The sequence below is a fragment of the Roseateles sp. GW821-FHT09H11 genome, from assembly GCF_059415845.1.
Genome location: NZ_JBWKOA010000003.1, coordinates 140,289 through 157,353 on the forward strand (window position 1 = coordinate 140,289; position 17,065 = coordinate 157,353).

At 69.5% G+C, this 17,065-nt stretch carries 12 protein-coding genes and 1 tRNA gene; 9 read left to right on the top strand and 4 right to left on the bottom strand.

Translation table 11 applies throughout. The annotated features are described in order from the left end of the window. Positions 1–10: 10 nt before the first annotated feature. From AC07PR_RS11470 to AC07PR_RS11490, 5 genes are all read left to right on the top strand, one after another. On the top strand, positions 11–793 hold the full coding sequence (locus tag AC07PR_RS11470) for a cytochrome c1 (RefSeq protein WP_377161776.1): 783 nt from the start codon (positions 11–13) through the stop codon (positions 791–793). A gap of 166 nt (positions 794–959) precedes the next feature. Continuing rightward, positions 960–1,577: a glutathione S-transferase N-terminal domain-containing protein gene (locus tag AC07PR_RS11475; protein WP_067276593.1), complete on the top strand. Its 618-nt coding sequence runs from the start codon at positions 960–962 to the stop codon at positions 1,575–1,577. 13 nt (positions 1,578–1,590) lie between these two features. Next, entirely contained in the window at positions 1,591–2,127 is a 537-nt protein-coding gene (locus AC07PR_RS11480; protein ID WP_483107545.1) for a ClpXP protease specificity-enhancing factor, read from the top strand. A gap of 130 nt (positions 2,128–2,257) precedes the next feature. Next, positions 2,258–2,333 (top strand) — tRNA-Thr (locus AC07PR_RS11485). Positions 2,334–2,599: 266 nt separating this feature from the next. Next, entirely contained in the window at positions 2,600–3,280 is a 681-nt protein-coding gene (locus tag AC07PR_RS11490; protein WP_377161028.1) for a DVUA0089 family protein, read from the top strand. Between the two features lie 100 nt (positions 3,281–3,380). On the opposite strand, the gene AC07PR_RS11495 is transcribed toward AC07PR_RS11490, so the two are convergent. Then, positions 3,381–3,716 (bottom strand): hypothetical protein, encoded by a 336-nt coding sequence (locus tag AC07PR_RS11495; RefSeq protein ID WP_088403237.1) that lies wholly within the window; start codon positions 3,714–3,716, stop codon positions 3,381–3,383. A 256-nt stretch (positions 3,717–3,972) separates the two neighbouring features. On the opposite strand from AC07PR_RS11495, the gene secA reads away from it, so the two are divergent. Beyond that, positions 3,973–6,732, top strand: a complete 2,760-nt coding sequence (gene secA, locus AC07PR_RS11500) for a preprotein translocase subunit SecA (protein WP_377161031.1) — start codon at positions 3,973–3,975, stop codon at positions 6,730–6,732. A 324-nt stretch (positions 6,733–7,056) separates the two neighbouring features. Continuing rightward, positions 7,057–8,154 carry an FxDxF family double-cut PEP-CTERM protein gene (locus AC07PR_RS11505; RefSeq protein WP_495135374.1) on the top strand — a complete coding sequence of 366 codons (1,098 nt, stop codon included), beginning with the start codon at positions 7,057–7,059 and terminating at the stop codon, positions 8,152–8,154. Here the strand turns inward: AC07PR_RS11505 and AC07PR_RS11510 are convergent, their stop codons facing one another. Next, positions 8,155–9,447, bottom strand: a complete 1,293-nt coding sequence (locus tag AC07PR_RS11510; protein WP_495135375.1) for a hypothetical protein — start codon at positions 9,445–9,447, stop codon at positions 8,155–8,157. A gap of 138 nt (positions 9,448–9,585) precedes the next feature. On the opposite strand from AC07PR_RS11510, the gene argJ reads away from it, so the two are divergent. Then, positions 9,586–10,815: a bifunctional glutamate N-acetyltransferase/amino-acid acetyltransferase ArgJ gene (argJ, locus tag AC07PR_RS11515; RefSeq protein ID WP_495135376.1), complete on the top strand. Its 1,230-nt coding sequence runs from the start codon at positions 9,586–9,588 to the stop codon at positions 10,813–10,815. Between the two features lie 82 nt (positions 10,816–10,897). On the opposite strand, the gene AC07PR_RS11520 is transcribed toward argJ, so the two are convergent. After that, the gene (locus AC07PR_RS11520; RefSeq protein ID WP_495135377.1) at positions 10,898–12,301 is read right to left on the bottom strand and encodes a hypothetical protein; all 1,404 of its coding nucleotides are present in this window, start codon (positions 12,299–12,301) and stop codon (positions 10,898–10,900) included. A 146-nt stretch (positions 12,302–12,447) separates the two neighbouring features. Between AC07PR_RS11520 and AC07PR_RS11525 the strand changes: the two genes are divergently transcribed. Beyond that, entirely contained in the window at positions 12,448–13,425 is a 978-nt protein-coding gene (locus tag AC07PR_RS11525) for a response regulator (protein WP_495135378.1), read from the top strand. 42 nt (positions 13,426–13,467) lie between these two features. Here the strand turns inward: AC07PR_RS11525 and AC07PR_RS11530 are convergent, their stop codons facing one another. Beyond that, a complete protein-coding gene (locus AC07PR_RS11530) occupies positions 13,468–16,989 on the bottom strand; it encodes a hypothetical protein (protein ID WP_495135379.1) in 3,522 nt (1,173 codons plus the stop codon). Positions 16,990–17,065 lie beyond the last annotated feature (76 nt).

A 17,065-nucleotide genomic window follows, 5' to 3' on the forward strand; every position in this document is an offset into this window, starting at 1 on the left:
AGTCGAACGAATGAAGAAAATCATCGCCACGCTGCTGACGTCGCTGTGCCTGGGCGCGGGTCTGACGTCGACGGCGCTCGCGTCTGAGGGCGGCATCGAGTGGGACCGTTTCCCGACGTCGAAGATGAACGATCTGGCCGCGCTGCAGCATGGGGCCAAGATCTTCGTCAACTACTGCCTGAACTGCCACAGCGCGAACTTCATGCGCTACAACCGGCTGAAGGACATCGGCCTGACCGACGAGCAGATCAAGGGCAACCTGCTGTTCGCCGGAGAGAAGGTGGGCGAGACGATGAAGGTCTCGCTGGACCCGAAACAGGCCAAGGAATGGTTCGGCGCACTGCCGCCGGACCTCACCGTGATCGCCCGTTCGCGGGCCGACGGCGCCAAGGGAACAGGGGCTGATTACCTCTATACCTACCTCAGAAAATACTACCGCGACGAAACCAAGGCCACGGGATGGAATAATCTCGCTTTCCCCAGCGTTGCCATGCCGCATGTGCTGTGGGAGCTCCAGGGCGTCCGCACCGCCAGGTTCGAGGAAGAAAAAGACCCGCATGACCCGAGCAAGGTCACGCATGTCTTCAAGGACTTCGTACAGGTGACGCCCGGGACGATGACGCCGCAGCAATACGACGAGTCCGTTGCCGACCTGGTCGCCTATCTCCAGTGGATGGGTGAACCGGCGCAAGGGACGCGTTTCCGGCTCGGGATCATCGTGGTGCTGTTCCTGCTGGGGTTCACCGTGTTCGCCTGGCGCTTGAATGCCTCCTTCTGGAAGGACATCAAGTAAGAACCGATGACTCGGCCGAAGGCCGGGTCCTCAAGCGCAGTGGGGCGCCGAACAGGCTCCCACTGCGTTGTCGTTTGTCTGTTCGGTCTTTGACCGCGCTGGCGTTGAACTGTGTTGTTTGTAGAAATCGATGAAGCCGAGAGGCTTCGATCAGGAGTCCACTGCCATGATGGTGCTTTATTCCGGAACCACTTGCCCCTACTCGCACCGTTGCCGGTTCGTGCTGTTCGAGAAGGGCATGGACTTCGAGATCCGTGACGTCGACCTGTTCGCCAAGCCCGAAGACATCGCGCTGATGAACCCGTACAACGAGGTGCCCATCCTCGTGGAACGCGACCTCATCCTGTATGAGTCGCACATCATCAACGAGTACATCGACGAGCGCTTCCCGCATCCGCAGCTGATGCCCGGCGACCCGGTGGCCCGCGCCCGCGTGCGCCTGTTCCTGTTCAACTTCGAGAAGGAGCTGTTCGCCCACGTCAACGTGCTGGAGAACCGCGGCCAGACGGTCAAGCCGACCGAGAAGCAGCTGGAAAAGGCGCGTTCGCAGATCCGCGACCGCCTGACGCAGCTGGCGCCGATCTTCCTGAAGAACAAGTACATGCTGGGCGACGACTTCTCGATGCTGGACGTCGCGATCGCCCCGCTGCTGTGGCGCCTGGATTACTACGGCATCGACATGTCGAAGAACGCCGTGCCGCTGCTCAAGTACGCGGAACGGATCTTCTCGCGTCCGGCCTACATCGAGGCGCTGACGCCGTCCGAGAAGGTGATGCGCAAGTAATACACTGGCTCCCATGGATGACAGCAAGGACGGCGGCGGTCTCGCCGCCAGCTCGACGCGGCCGTACCTGATCCGCGCCCTGCACGAATGGTGCACCGACAACGGGTTCACGCCCTATGTCGCGGTTCACGTGGATCGCACGGTGCAGGTGCCGCTGGAGTACGTCAGCAACAACGAGATCGTGCTCAACGTCGGTTTCGACGCGACCAGCAACCTGGACCTGGGCAATGAACTGATCCAGTTCAAGGCCCGGTTCGGTGGCGTGGCGCGCGAGATCATCGTGCCGGTCGATCACGTGGTGGCGATCTATGCGCGCGAGAACGGCCAGGGCATGGCCTTCCCGCCGCCGAATCCGGAAGATGCCGCCACGCGTCAGCCCGCGCCGAGCGCGCCGCGAGGTCTGCGTCTGGCATCCGACGTCAACGGCGGTGCGCCGCAAGGCGAGTCCAAGCCGGAGCCGGTCGCACCGGCGGCGGCGACACCGTCCGACGACGACGATCCGGGCGCGGGTCCGTCGGGCGGTCGCCCGGCGCTCAAGCGCATCAAGTGATCATCCGAACCCCGTCCAAGTGCGGGGGGCGAGTCGAGAGGGAAGGCGCGGTTTTTTGCTCCGGACCTCTCGAAGCTGCGTCTAGAATGCAGCTCGCGCCGCAGCTTCTGCGGCGCTCCAGTTTCCTAGTGCCGGCTTAGCTCAGTTGGTAGAGCAACCGCCTTGTAAGCGGTAGGTCATCAGTTCGAATCCGATAGCCGGCACCATCGAACACACAGGCGACAGCCTGCCCCGAAGCCCCGTTTCGTCGACCGACGAGCCGGGGCTTCGGTCTTTTCGCCTTCGCACCTTGAGCCCGAGCACCCCCAAAAGGCGGTGTCGCCGCGCTTGACACTTGTGTGACGTTACTCGCGTAACCGCATGTACGTTATTGATTTCAAAAGGAAATCAGTCGTGGCATAGCCTTTGCTGTGGCCGCCCCCGTGTTCAACATGCCGGTCACCTCCTTGCACCGGCTCTCACGGGAAACTTCATGCACAGCTTGTTCCGTCGTGGTGTCGCCGCCCTGGCCGCCGTCGCAGCCCTTGGCATCTCTGTCGTCGCGCATGCGGCGCCGACCAACTTCTCGTTCGCCGGCAGCTTCGCGCAGGCCAACGACGTCCAGACCTTCACCTTCACGGCGAACGGCTCGTCGGCGGTCCGTCTGATCACCTACAGCTACGCGGGCGGCACGCAGTCCAACGGCAACGTGGTCGCCGCCGGCGGCTTCGACCCGATCCTGGCGCTGTTCAACGCCAGCGGCGTGCTGGTCGGCCAGAACGACGATGCCACCAGCAGCACGCCCGGCACCTGCGGTGGCGCCGCGGTGAATCCCGATCCGGCGGGCGGCATGCGTTGGGACACCTGCCTGGACCTCACCCTGGGCGCCGGGGTCTACACGGTCGCCGTCATGCAGTTCGACAACTTCGCCCTCGGCCCCAACCTGGCCAACGGCTTCACCTATGACGGCAACCCCAACTTTCTGAACGGCAAGTGCGCCAACGGCGTGTTCTGCGATGCCGGCGGCCGTGAGCGCAACGCGCTGTGGGCCTTCGACATCCTGAACGTCGAAGGCGCCCAGCAGAACGATGTGCCGGAACCGGCCTCGCTGGCTCTGGCCGTCATCGCCCTGGCTGGCCTGGGCGGCGCGCGCCGTCTGCGTCGCAAGGCCTGACCCCGACGCGGGGGAACGACAAGGGACCGCCTCGGCGGTCCCTTTCCTTTTGTTGAGCGAAGTGAGGTTGGAAAGGCAGGCGGCGGGAAAGGCGGGCGGATCAGGATTGCCTGACGCGGATCCGCAGTTCGCCTTCCAGCAACAGGCCTTCCTCGCGCAGCAGGCGCAGCAGGGTGGGCTGCAGGTGCCGCAGCTTGGCCGCGATGGCGGCGTTGTCGGCCACCAGGGTCCAGCCTTGCTCGTCGAGCGTGCCGGCCTGCACGAAGCGCTTCATCGCGCCCGGCAGCGCCACGCTCACCGCCGCCAGATGCCGCCGCGACAGCGCCAGCTGGTTCCCCAGGCGCGCCAGCATGCCGTTCTGCGACATGGCCCGGCCGAAGTCCAGCGGATCGGGCGCATCGGGCTTGGCGCGGGGGGGCAGATAGCGGGTGGCCATGGGGCGTCAGTGTAGTGCCGCCGCTCGGAAACCCGGAGTCCGCCGCCGGTCCGGGGCGGTGGCCGCCGCCCGGTGCCGCCAGGGGCCCGGTGCTAAACTCCGCCGGTTTTTCTCCGCGCAGACGCTTGCAACCCGAGGCTCCCGTCCTCATGTGCACCGGTCGCGCGGCGCTGCCCTCATCAGGCCGCCCACGAGGCGGTCCGCCGGGCGTCCAGGCCCGGTCGACCGGGCCTTCCACAGAACTTCAAAAAGCCGCATGTTGCCCAAGCTTTTGACCCAGATTTTCGGCAGTCGCAACGAGCGCCTGCTCAAGACCTATCGCAAGGACGTCGAGCGCATCAATGCGCTGGAACCGCAGTTCGAGGGCCTGAGCGACGACCAGTTGCGCGCGAAGACCGAGGAGTTCAAGCAGCGCATCGCCAACGGCGAGACCGTCGACGACATCCTGCCGGAGGCGTTCGCCGTCTGCCGCGAGGGCAGCAAGCGCGTCCTCAAGATGCGTCACTTCGACGTGCAGCTGATCGGCGGCATGGTCCTGAACGCCGGCAAGATCGCTGAAATGCGCACCGGCGAAGGCAAGACGCTGATGGCGACGCTGCCGGTCTACCTGAACGCGCTGACCGGCAAGGGCGTGCACGTCGTGACGGTCAACGACTACCTGGCCCGCCGCGACGCCGAATGGATGGGTCGCCTGTACCGCTTCCTCGGCCTGACCGTGGGCATCAACTACTCCGGCCTGCCGCGCGACGAGAAGCAGGCCGCCTACGGCGCCGACGTCACCTACGGCACCAACAACGAGTACGGCTTCGACCACCTGCGCGACAACATGGTCTACGAGGTCCGCGACCGCGTGCAGCGCAGTCTGGCCTACGCGATCGTCGACGAGGTGGACTCGATCCTGATCGACGAGGCGCGCACCCCGCTGATCATCTCCGGCCAGGCCGAGGACCACACCCAGATGTACGTGGCGATCAACGCGGTGTCGCCGCAGTTGAAGCGCCAGGTCGGCGAACTGGATCCCCGCACCGGCGAGGGCGTGATCGAGCCGGGCGACTTCACCGTCGACGAGAAGTCGCACCAGATCTACCTGACCGAGGACGGTCACGAGAACGCCGAGCGCCTGCTGAGCCAGGCCGGCCTGCTGGCCGAGGGCGCGTCGCTGTACGACGCCGCCAACATCACGCTGATGCACCACCTGTACGCGTCGCTGCGCGCACACCACGTGTATCACCGCGATACCAACTACGTCGTGCAGAACGGCGAGGTCATCATCGTCGACGAGTTCACCGGCCGCCTGATGACCGGCCGCCGCTGGAGCGACGGCCTGCACCAGGCTGTCGAGGCCAAGGAAGGCGTGCAGATCCAGGCCGAGAACCAGACGCTGGCCTCGGTCACCTTCCAGAATTACTTCCGCATGTACGGCAAGCTGTCGGGCATGACCGGCACGGCCGACACCGAGGCCTACGAGTTCCAGGAGATCTACGGCCTCGAGACCGTGGTGATCCCGCCGAACCGCCCGACGGTGCGCAAGGACGAGCTGGACCTGGTCTACAAGACGACCAAGGAGAAGTACGACGCCGTCACGCAGGACGTGCGCGACTGCCACGAGCGCGGCCAGCCGGTGCTGGTGGGCACGACCTCGATCGAGAACTCCGAGAAGGTCGCCGAGCTGCTGACCAAGGCCAAGCTGCCGCATCAGGTGCTGAACGCCAAGCAGCACGCCAGAGAGGCCGACATCATCACGCAGGCCGGTCGTCCGGGCGTGATCACGATCGCGACCAACATGGCCGGCCGCGGCACCGACATCGTGCTGGGCGGCAGCATCGAGAAGGACGTCGTCGCCATCGAGAACGACGAGTCGCTGTCGGAGTCCGACAAGCAGGCGAAGATCGCCGCGCTGAAGGCCGAGTGGCAGAAGCTGCACGAGCAGGTGAAGGCCGCGGGCGGCCTGCGCGTGATCTCGACCGAACGTCATGAGAGCCGCCGCATCGACAACCAGCTGCGGGGCCGTTCCGGTCGCCAGGGCGATCCGGGCTCGTCGCGCTTCTACCTGTCGCTGGACGACCAGCTGATGCGCATCTTCGCCGGCGACCGTGTCCGCGCGATCATGGACCGGCTCAAGATGCCGGAAGGCGAGGCGATCGAGGCCGGCATCGTCACGCGTTCCATCGAGAGCGCGCAGCGCAAGGTCGAGGCCCGCAACTTCGACATCCGCAAGCAGCTGCTCGAGTACGACGACGTGTCGAACGACCAGCGCAAGGTCATCTACCAGCAGCGCAACGAGATCCTCGAGGCGCAGGAAGTGCTGGAGCAGATCACCCACCTGCGCAAGGGCACGCTGACGGACGTGGTCCGCGGCTTCGTCCCCGAGGAATCGCTGGAAGAGCAGTGGGACCTGGCCGCGCTGGAGCGCGTGCTGCGCGACGAGTGGAAGCTCGAGGTGCCGCTGGCCGAGATGCTCAAGAAGAGCGAGACGCTGACCGACGAGGACGTGCTGGACGCCGTGCTGAAGGCGGGCGACGCGTCCTTCCAGGACAAGCTGGACCGGGTCGGCCTGGAGCAGTTCACGCCGTTCATGCGCATGGTGCTGCTGCAGAGCATCGACCAGCACTGGCGCGAGCATCTGGCCTCGCTGGACTACCTGCGCCAGGGCATCCACCTGCGCGGTTACGCCCAGAAGAACCCGAAGCAGGAATACAAGCGCGAGGCCTTCGAGCTGTTCTCGCAACTGCTGGACGCGGTGAAGCTGGAAGTGACGCGCGTGCTGCTGAATGTGCGCATCCAGTCGCAGGAGGAGGCCTCCGCCGCCGCCGAAGCGATCGAACAGCGCGCCGAGAGCGTCGGCAACGTGACCTACACGCATCCGAACGAGGACGGGTCGGTGTCGCAGGACGCGGCGCCGATCGCGGGCGGTACCGAAGCCGTGCCCGCCGAATGGGGCCACGTCGGCCGCAACGACCCCTGCCCGTGCGGCAGCGGCAAGAAGTTCAAGAGCTGCCACGGCAAGCTGGCCTGATCGGTCGCTTCTCCCCCCAATCGACGGCGCCCTTCGGGGCGCCGTCGTCGTTTCCGGTCGGGATCCGCTCGGGGATCCGCCGGGCGTGCGGCAAAGGACCGTGCAGCGGCACCGTGCCGGGGTCAGTCCTTGCGTGAGGCGTCGTGGATCGTGCGTGGCGCCCGGCGGACGCGGCGTGTCCGCCCTGTGCGCTTTCTCACGGGAACGGCGCGCACGCGCGTCGCTCCCCCCGTGGCGCGGGGGACACCGTACGGCACCCCCTCGATAGAGTCCGCCGCATCGACCTGCCGCCGCGGGTCTCCGAGGTCCCCGGACCGCATCGCCATGAAGCTCACGACCCGTCTCTTCGCCGCTGCCATCCTGACCGCTGCCGCCGCTTCCACCGCGCTGGCCGCGCCGGTGACCGCGGCCCAGTCCGTCGCGCTCCAGCAGGGCGCGAGCGCCGATACCAAGACGGCGGGCTTCAGCATCGTGCATTCGACGGCCGGAGAGTTCGTCGACACCTTCACCTTCACCGGCATCGATCGCTGGGGCATGGTCAACGCCAGCCTGACAACGATCGGCATGTCGGCCGCGTTCGACATCAACTTCGTCAGCGCGGTGCTCAACGGCGCGACCTACAACTTCACGCGCTCGACGATGGGCGGCTACAGGAACGCGCTCGAGATCGCCGCGCTGCCCGATGCGCGCCTGAGCGGGCCGCTGGTGCTGACCGTGCGCGGCTACGCCGGGCAGGGCCTGGCGGCGGGCACGCCGATCAGCGCGAGCTACTCCGGCACGCTCAACGTCACGCAGGTCCCCGAGCCGGGCACGCTGGCGCTGGCCGTGCTGGCGCTGCTGGGCGGCGGCCTGATCGTGGCGCGCCGTCGGCAAGCCCTGGTCCGTGGCGGTGCCGCGGCAGCGCTGCTGGCCGTGGCCGCGACCGGCGCCCAGGCGGTGGACCTGACCCAGAACGTCCCGTTGGCCGGCGCGGGCGCGGGCCTGACCGCGGCACCGTTCGCGATCCACACCGAGGTCGGCAGCTTCGTCGACACCTTCCACTTCAGCTTCACCGGCAATGGCTGGGTCGATGCGTCGCTGATCACCGTGTACTCGGGTCAGTCGCAGCAGATCAGCTTCAGCGAAGCCACGCTGAACGGCCAGGCGCTGTCCATCGGTGCGCCGGACGGCGACGGCAATGGCACCAGCTGGATCAGCGCCAGCCTGCCCAGCAAGCTCGTCGCCGGCGACTACACGCTGATCGTCAAGGGCTACGCCGGCGGCAACCTGGCGGCCGGCACCAACGGCATTGCCGCGAGCTACTCGGGCACCTTCAACGTGCTGCCGGCCAGCGCCGTGCCGGAACCGCAGAGCTACGCGATGTTCATCGGCGGACTCGTGTTGGTGACGGCGATGCTCGGACGCCGCCGCCGCCAGTCCTGATCAGGTGCGACGACCGACGAAGCAACTGAGCAGGTTGCTGCGCCTCGCCTGACGACTGTGCGCGGCCTGTCGCGCTGGAGCGGCAGCGGTGGCGGTGGCGGTGGCGGTGGCGGTGGAGCGTTCCTTCGGCGCGACCGGAGACGGCGGGACGCGGTCCCACGAACTGCGCGTCTGCATCGGTGCCGCCCGGCCGGTGGTTTTCAGATCCGTCGCTTCCCTGTGACTCAGCCATCCCTGCAACAGGGCGCGATCGATGCACTTGATCAGCAGCGCGTGGCAGGCGGGCTGACGCTGGGCCAGTTCGTCCATGGACCAGCCGCGTGGCAAGCAGCGGCTGAATGCCTCCCGCAGGCCGTCAACGGGCAACTCGTGGTGTTTGGCGGCATCGAAGAGCCGCTTGAAGTAGAGGCTGAGGTGGGCGCCTTTCCCCGATCGGAATGCTTCACGCAAGGGAGCGTTCGATGCGGTATCGGATGGCAGTGCCAAGCTCAGATACTGCGGCGCGTCGATGTCCAACAGGCCATTGCTGTAGACGCGCTGGTCGCGGCATCGCTTGAGGTGATGGCCATGCAAGCCCAGCAGATGACTCATGTAAGCGCCTAGGAGCTTCGCTTCGGGATGATCGAACGCCGCGTCGAGCGTCGTACCTTGAGGACCTTTTCCGAGCATCAGGGTGGCGACTTGTTCGCTGCGCAGGCCGAATGTCCAGTTGTTGCAGCGGCGCATCTCTGTCAGAAAGGCATCGAAGGCATCGGCGGAGCAACGACCGCGGATGACGTCCTGAAGCAGCGTGCCGCATTGCGGCGAACCGATGAGCACCGTTGCCATGTCCGATTCATTCAGCCAGTGCTTCTCGCGTTTCGCGTCCATGCACGCATCCATGTGCATGGCGACGAGTGAGCGGGGAGCCGTCGACGCCAGCACGTGAAAGAGCCCGCGTTCCGTCGATGAGCGACCCGACTCCGCGCCGCGCCCGGCCAGCAATTGCATGAAGCTGCCATCGCCGATGGCGCGGCACGCGCGCAATTCCGACAAGGTGCGGTACCAATGCCCCGCCGCCGCGCTGTCGCCGTCCTGCATCCACTGGACGATCATGGCAGGCGATCCGGGACGCTGCCAGTCGGTGAGCCGGCGCACGATGGCGTCCTCGTCCAAGCGGGCTGCGCGCGCCTCGGCCAACACCGCGTCGAGGCAGGCACTGGCGTAACCCGGAGGTTCATCCGGCGGCGCGGACGCTTCACGATAAGGCGGCGTCACGAGCAGAGAGGCATCCGGCAACGGGAGCTTGAACATCGGGTAGGCCTTTGGCAGTCATGTCAGAGACTGGGATCAGTGGGCCCTTCTACAATTCCGTGCACTGATGCTGTCGATTGATCTCATCCCGAACGCATCTGTCCGGACATCGTCTCTCCTTACCTTCTTCGCCCTGCCATGCCCGTCAACCTGACCGCTCCCGATCCGCAAGCCTTGCTGCCCGTGCCCGGCGTCCGCCTCGGCGTCACGATGGCGGGGGTGCGCAAGGCCAATCGCCGCGACCTGACCGTGATCGCGCTCGACGAGGGCGCCAGCGTCGCGGGCGTGTTCACCGCCAACCGCTTCTGCGCCGCGCCGGTCCAGGTCTGCCGCGAGCACCTCGCCGCCGGCAGCGCGATCCGCGCGATCGTGATCAACACCGGCAATGCCAACGCCGGCACCGGCGCGGACGGCCTGGCCCGTGCGCGCCAGACCTGCGACGCGCTCGCCGCCGAACTCCAGCTCGATGCGCGGCAGGTGCTGCCGTTCTCGACCGGCGTGATCATGGAGACGCTGCCGGTCGACCGCATCATCGCGGGCCTCCCGGCCGCGATCGCCGCGCTGAAGGCCGACAACTGGGCCGAGGCCGCCGCCGGCATCATGACCACGGACACGCTGCCCAAGGCCTGTTCGAAGCAGGTCTCGATCGGCGGCAGGACCGTGACGATCTCGGGCGTCTCCAAGGGCGCCGGCATGATCCGTCCGAACATGGCGACGATGCTGGGCTTCGTCGCGACCGACGCGGTCCTGGCGCCGGAGCTGCTGCAGCCGCTGGTCAAGGAAGCGGCGGACCTGTCCTTCAACCGCATCACGATCGACGGCGACACGTCGACGAACGACTCGTTCGTGCTGATCGCGACGCATCAGGCCGGCCACGCCCCGATCACCTCGCTGACCAGCGCCGAAGGCCGCGCGCTGCGCGACGCGGTCGTGGCGGTGTCGCAGCAGCTGGCGCAGGCCATCGTGCGCGACGGCGAGGGCGCGACCAAGTTCATCTCGGTGGTGATCGAGGGCGGCAGGGACGAGGCCGAGTGCCGCAAGGCCGCCTATGCGATCGCGCACTCGCCGCTGGTCAAGACCGCCTTCTTCGCCAGCGACCCCAACCTGGGCCGCATCCTGGCGGCGGTCGGTTATGCCGGCATCGACGACCTCGACCAGAGCCTGATCGACCTGCACCTGGACGACGTCCACGTGGTCACGCAGGGCGGCCGCCGCCCCGAGTACAAGGAAGAGGACGGTCAGCGCGTCATGAAGCAGAGCGAGATCACCGTGCGCGTGGGCCTGAACCGCGGATCGGCCCAGACCACGGTCTGGACCTGCGACTTCAGCCACGAGTACGTGACGATCAACGCCGACTACCGGTCCTGAGTGTCCTGGCTGTCCTGAGGCTCCAGGGCGCGTGGGATCCCGAGCGGTCCTGAGGCGCCCTGAGGGCCCCTGAGGGGCCCGATCAGAAGTCGACGGCCCGGGTCCCGCGGATCCCGCGGGCCAGCAGCGTGGCGTTGATCAGTTGCGCTTCCTCTCGGCTGCCGAAGGGCCACACGGCCGCGCGCCAGCCGTCCTTGGTCTGGAAGACCTCGCCGTTCGGGACCGTGCGGCCGCCGAGCGTGGCGCCGATCATCTCACGCATGCGCGCCAGTTGTGCTTCGGCGTCGGCCTTGTCCTTGTGCGGCTGGCCCACCAGCGCCACCAGCTTGGCGCCGGGCGCGGCGTCGCGCCTCATGAGACTGGTCAGCCCGGCGTCGACGCTCACGCGGCGCTCGGTTTCGGACGTCGGGGCGGAGGCGCCCGGCCGGGCCGGATCGGCAGCGGCCGTTGCACCCGCCGGCCCTGAGGGTGCCGTCGTTGCCGGTGCCGGCGGCTTCTCACCTGCGGCGCGTTCGACGGCGCCCTGTAGCGTCGGACGGATGTTGGGGATCGCCCCGGCGGGCGTCGAGGCGGCGGGGCTCTGCGCCGGCGCGGAGGCCGAAGCGCTCGCGGCCGAAGCCGGCTCGGTGGCCGTGACGGCGGATGCGGATGCAGATGCAGATGCGGCGGCGGCTTGCGCGGCCAGCGCCGCCTGACCGGCCGCGGCAGCCAGGGCGGCTGCCGAGGCGGCCTGGGCGGCGGATGCGGCGGAGGCCGCTTCGGCGGCCGCCAGCGCGGCCAGCGCCTCCTTGGAGGGCTTCGACGAGGGCCACAGGGCCCAGATCGCCGCGATCAGCACCAAGGCCGCCACGCTGCCGGCCACGCCCAGCCGCGCCGGATCCAGCGCGCGTTGTCCCAGCACCTGGTCGCGACGCCCCACGAGCACGCGTCGCCGCGCCGGACCTGCATCGAAAGCGGCGCTCAGCAGCACCAATTCCATCGGCCACGCACCAGGCTGGTTCGCGTCGGCGGCCAGCGCCCGTTCGTCGATGTCGACGCGGCGCAGCGGCAACTCGTCGGGCGCGGTGGTGAAGCCGTTGTCCAGGGCCATCGTGGCGACCGCCGCGGTCTTCAGGCCGGGAATGAATTCGTCGATCCACGCAGGCCGCGGCCCCGCGCCCGCGGCCTTGCGCTGCCAGGGCAGGCGGCGACGGGGCGGGGAGGGCGCCGCCTCGGCGGGCGTGCCGCCCTCGAGGCTGGGCTCCTTGGGCAGCGCCTGCGCCATGAAGGGCAGGGCCACGGCGCCGACCGTGTGGACGTCGGCGATGGCGAGCCGGCGCGCCAGCGGATGCTTGTTGTGCCAGTTCACCAGCAGCCAGGCGACGACATCGGGCGACGGCCCTTCCCACGGCGCCGCGGGGGCGGCGGGCGCGGGGACAGGCGCGGCGGCCCCGCCGGTGGGCGGGGCGGTCGGATCGATGTCGGGCGAGGCGGGGGTATCGTCCATGGCGCCGGCCATTGTGCGTCAGCGCTCGCGGCGCCGATCGTCGCGGGACGGGGGCGATCGCCCCGGAGTTCGCGGCTTCGGCTCCGCGTCTTTCCCGCGACGGCGGCGTCTTGAGAGGCGGGCACGGGACTTGTATGGTGAAGGCCATGCCCATGCCGCCGCCCGCCGACCTGCCCCTTCCGCGCACCACCGCGCCGGCGCGACTCCTGGTCGTCCAGTCGCTGGCCGTGCAGCCGCTCGCGGCGGTGCTGGAGGAGAGCGGTTATGAGCTCCTGCGCGCGGCGGATGCGATCGCCGCGATGCAAGGTCTGGGCGCGGGACCGGCGCTGGTGATCATGGACATGGAGCTGCCGGAGCTGCCCGGCGACGGTCCGCTGGAGTTGCTGCGTCGCCTGGGCGGCGGTGGTGTCCCGGTGCTGACGCTGAGCCGCCCGCGCGATCCCCTGCGGCTCGGCGCCCTGCTGGCGGCGGGGGCCGCGGAGTGCCTCGTCAAGCCCGTGCGGTTGAGCGAACTGCTCGCGCGCGTCGAACGCCTGCTGCACCCCGCGCCCGCGGCGGGACCCGCGGCGCCGCGCCGGCCCACGGCCAGCATGACCGTGCGGGAACGCGACGGCCATTGCGCGTGGCAGACGCCGCAGGCGCGCGCCCTGATGGCGGCGTACTTCCCGCCGCCCTGGTCGGAGCACGCGCGTCTGCCGCCGGAGGTGCTGGCCTGGCTGCATCGCGAGGCGCTGCGTCGGCGCGCGGGCGCGCCGCCCTCGTCGCTGACGATCGCGCCGCCGTCGGGGGCGCCGCGGCAGCGCCTGAGCTTCACGCTGATGATGGCGGACGCCGCCGTCATCGGCGACGGACACTGGCTGCTGGTGCTCCACGAGGCCGACGAGGCCGCGAGCCTGGCGACCCTGGCCAAGGCGCTGGACCTGCCGCTGTCGGACGCGGAGCTGCTGTTCGGCCTGCTCGGCGAACCCGCGCCGGACCAACAGGCCCGGGCGCTCGGCCTGGGGGACGCGGCCTATCGCGTGCGGCTGGAGGAACTGTGCCGGCGCCTGGGCGTGCCTGACGTCGCGCAGGCCCTGGAAAGCGCCCGCTCGGCCCTGGGGACGTCCAAGCTCGCGGAACGATGACGGGCGCGTCGCTCCGGGCGGTCCCCTGCACCGCGGAGCGGATCAGGCCTCAGGCGGCGCCTGCGCCGGATCGAGCGCCGCCAGGTCGTCGGCACTGAGCCACCCGCGCCGGGCGCTCCGCCGCAAGGCCTCGCGCCAGACCTCGAGGCAGCGGGCATGACCGCCCTCCGATGCCGCGTCGCGACCGGGGCGCTCATCCGCGCCATAGGCGATGAGCAGTTCCCGCAGGTCGCCGTCGTCCAGCAGCTTGTCGGCGCGCGCCTGCAGGACCGCGTCCAGCCACACGGTCAACGCCTCGTCGTATCCACGCGCGAAGGCGACATGCGCGCCGGCGCCGTCGGACGCGGATCCCGCTTCGAGCAGGCGCCGCACGAGCGGCTGAGACAACCGGGCTTCGCGTCCGGCACGCAGCGTCGCCCTGGCGACGGCCTCGATCACATCGGGCCGGTTGCGTTCGAAGGCGAGCGCCAACGGTGGGCGCGTTCCGTGCCGGCCCTCCAGACGCAGGCGCAGCGTCGCGCGGTCGATCCACCGCTGTGAGACGGCAGAGACCAGCGCCTGCAGCACTTCGGGGAGACCGGGGTAGCGCACCGCCGTCGTGGCGAGGTCGTCCAGTTCGTCGATGTCGAGCACGGCCGCCAGCGCCGGCACATGGCGGTCCGATCTCCGCGGCCATGACATGAGTTCGTCCAGACACTGCGTCAGCATCGAGCGATCCTCGAGGCTCATCAGCCGGCCCAGCAGCGAGGGGGCGTCGGCGGACCGAGTCGCCAGCAGCGAGCGCAGTTGCGGCGGGGACAAGCGCCGGTCTTCGACGAGCGCGCGCAGGCCTCGCAGGTAGCGCTTGAGCATCGGCCAGCCGTCGGTCGGACTGATGCCGGGCGGCGGCCAGAACAGACGGCCCCCGGCGTCGCGCAGATCCAGCCAGCCGAGCTGCTGCGCCGACATCGGCTCCGAGCCGACCACGGCGGTCTGCACCAGGGCCATGTACCGGTCGAGGGCGCCGGGGATCCGATGTTCGAAGGCTTCCGCGAGCGCCGGCACGCCGCCGGCGCTCTCCGCCCGCAGCAGGGGGCGGACCTGATCCGCGGGGAGGATTCCCCGCGCATGCATCTCGAGGATGCGCTGCCAGTAGAGCTCGACCGTGCCCAGGTGACCCTGGCGCAGCGCGAGGGCCAGGGCACCGGTGCCGTCGCCGTCCGGTGGCGGTTCGATGCGCAGCAGATCGATGGCCTGCGGCAGCGACAGCAGCCGCCGGCCCAGCGCGACGGTGACCGCCTGCAGATAGAAGGCCAGCGCCGTCGTGGCGCCGTGAGACAGCCCCTGCACCAGGGCGGTGGTCCCGGCTCCGCCCTCCGACGCGCGCAACATCCGCTGGAGCCACACGCCATCGCCGGCGTCCGGCCGGCACAGCGCCAGCAGGCAGCCGAGCACCGCCAGGACCGAGGCATCGTGGTCGCCCGCCATGCCCTCGCACAAGGGCCAGGCGCGGCGTGCCGGGGTGGCTTGCAAGGAGCCGTCCCCCGTGTCGTCCCGGAACGCCTCCGGCTCGATCAGCAGTTGTCCGATCAGCGCCCTGTCCAGATACCCACGTTGATGGAGGCGCCCCAAGGTGCCCAGGATCGTCGCCAGCCGAGAGACCTGCGCGCCCTGCGTCATCAGGACGCGCAGCCAGTGCGGCCGGTCCCGGGGCGCGCTGAACAGCGCCGCGGCCAATGCGGGATCGCGCGCCTTGTTCTCCCGGGCCGCCGCTTCCACCAGTGTCAGGTAGCGGTCGAGGACGGTCGGGCCGGCCGCCTGCAGCAGTGGCCGGGCCGACCCTTCGGCGCGAACCGCCAGCAGCAGCATGGCGACCGTGGGTGCGTCGAGCAGGGGCAGCGCGGTCGCCAGCGAATCCAGGTAGGCCTCCGCCACCGGATCCTGGCCCCGCGCGAGCTGGGCGAGGTAATGAGGCAGCACGGCGCCGTTGTGCCAGAGCTGGAGGCTTCGCTGCGCGCCCACGTTCTTCAGCAGGGAGACGATGAGCTCGACGTCCCCCCGCGACTCGGCCACGGCGATCAGCATCCGCGCGGCCTCGACGGGCAGCGTGTCCTCCCACCGGAGCTTGCACCAGCATCGGAAGCGGTCGTCTCCGAGCCGCCGCGCCATCGCGAGGGCGTCCTCCACGCGGGCGAACCAGAGGGCCGGCAGGCGGGTGATCTCGTCCACGGGGGCATGCCGCAGCACGACCTCGAGCAGGGCGGCTCGCGCGGGGGCATCGAGGCGTCCGCCAGGGTCGGCGGTCGACGGGCTCCCCAGCAGGCCCGCGCGCTCCACGCGGCGGAGATGGCGCGCCTCGGGCAAGGTGTCCACCGGCGCGTCTCCCGTCTGCGCGCTCACCACCGCCAGGTCGTCGTCCAGCAGGACCAGGCGACGCGGACCGCCCGTGCCGGGCCACTCATGGAGCGAACGCTCGCGCATCGGCAGGGTCAGGTCTTGCCTGGCGAGGTTGCGGCGGATCTGGGCGCCCACGAGCGTGGCATCGCGGTGGAGCGTCATCGCGCCGTCGCTGTCCGTCCGGACGAAGGCGTCCATCGTGAGCGGCCCGTACGCCGCCTCCAGCCCCTGCACCAGCATCGAGAGACGCGCGCAATGCGAGGTGTGGCCGTCGTCCTCCTTCCGTGTTCCGGACCTCAGATCCAATGGCTGGTCACCCAGCCAGCCCGCGAGGTCCGCCGACACGCGCGACACGCATTCTTCCGCCAGGTGCCGCGCCACGCGCATCGGCGTCAGCGTTGTCGCCAGACGTTCCCGCAGCGGTTCGACCAGGTCCGCGACACGTCCGTCGTGCGGGGTGAACACATCGTCCCTGCGCGGCGCGCGCCCGCCCAGCCGGAGTTCCTCGATGGCGGCGGCGACCAGGTGGACCTCCAGCGACGTCGTCCGCTGCTGCCCCGGCCGGTACGGGGTGCGGTGCTCCGCCCAGCGGGCTTCCTGCTCCAGGATGCCCCGGATCGCGGCGCCGGTCCGGCGGCGCAGGCTGCCGTCGCGCAGCAGGTCCAGCGCGGCCCGGGCGCGCGCGAAGTCGTCGACGATGCGCATCCCGCACAGGCCCATGCCGGCGACCATCCGGCGGAAGATCCCGCACCGTTCCCTGGCCGGGAGATCCTCGTTCGACAAGCCCTCGACGCATGCCGCGAGCAGGCGTTTGCCCCGTCCGAAGAGCTGGGGCAGGTAGGACTCGTAGAAGGCCCCGTCGTTGTCCATCAGGTGCTGGTGGAAGACCCCCAAGGGTTCCGGCGCCACGGGATGCCGACGCGCGAACGCCTGGAGCGCCGCGATGGAGGCCTGCATCTGCGCCCGCGCGCGCGGCCAGTCGGGGCCGGCACGGAACGCGAGGAACTCCGGCGGCAGACGCCCCGAGGCGTCGCAGGGGCCGTCGTAGTCCACGATGTCGGCCACGGCGCTCGCGTCGATGTGCCCGGCATGTCCGGAGCGGCGGGCGCCGGACGGCGCATCGTCGTCGGGGTCGAAGAGCGTCGCATCGAAACCGAACGGAAATGCCGAGGGAGAGGACGGTTGCATGGCCCGATCAGTGGCGCGGGCCCGCCGCATTGGCGGGACGATCGCAGCGTCCGCCGCGCTCCCGCGAGCCCGGCAG

Bases quoted from the DNA above. Each gene is read 5' to 3' on its own strand.
- AC07PR_RS11470 (WP_377161776.1), top strand. From the start codon at position 11: ATGAAGAAAATCATCGCCACGCTGCTGACGTCGCTGTGCCTGGGCGCG.
- AC07PR_RS11510 (WP_495135375.1), bottom strand. From the start codon at position 9,447: ATGTTCAAGCTCCCGTTGCCGGATGCCTCTCTGCTCGTGACGCCGCCT.
- argJ (WP_495135376.1), top strand. From the start codon at position 9,586: ATGCCCGTCAACCTGACCGCTCCCGATCCGCAAGCCTTGCTGCCCGTG.
- AC07PR_RS11505 (WP_495135374.1), top strand. From the start codon at position 7,057: ATGAAGCTCACGACCCGTCTCTTCGCCGCTGCCATCCTGACCGCTGCC.
- secA (WP_377161031.1), top strand. From the start codon at position 3,973: ATGTTGCCCAAGCTTTTGACCCAGATTTTCGGCAGTCGCAACGAGCGC.
- AC07PR_RS11480 (WP_483107545.1), top strand. From the start codon at position 1,591: ATGGATGACAGCAAGGACGGCGGCGGTCTCGCCGCCAGCTCGACGCGG.
- AC07PR_RS11490 (WP_377161028.1), top strand. From the start codon at position 2,600: ATGCACAGCTTGTTCCGTCGTGGTGTCGCCGCCCTGGCCGCCGTCGCA.
- AC07PR_RS11475 (WP_067276593.1), top strand. From the start codon at position 960: ATGATGGTGCTTTATTCCGGAACCACTTGCCCCTACTCGCACCGTTGC.
- AC07PR_RS11495 (WP_088403237.1), bottom strand. From the start codon at position 3,716: ATGGCCACCCGCTATCTGCCCCCCCGCGCCAAGCCCGATGCGCCCGAT.
- AC07PR_RS11520 (WP_495135377.1), bottom strand. From the start codon at position 12,301: ATGGACGATACCCCCGCCTCGCCCGACATCGATCCGACCGCCCCGCCC.
- AC07PR_RS11525 (WP_495135378.1), top strand. From the start codon at position 12,448: ATGCCCATGCCGCCGCCCGCCGACCTGCCCCTTCCGCGCACCACCGCG.
- AC07PR_RS11530 (WP_495135379.1), bottom strand. From the start codon at position 16,989: ATGCAACCGTCCTCTCCCTCGGCATTTCCGTTCGGTTTCGATGCGACG.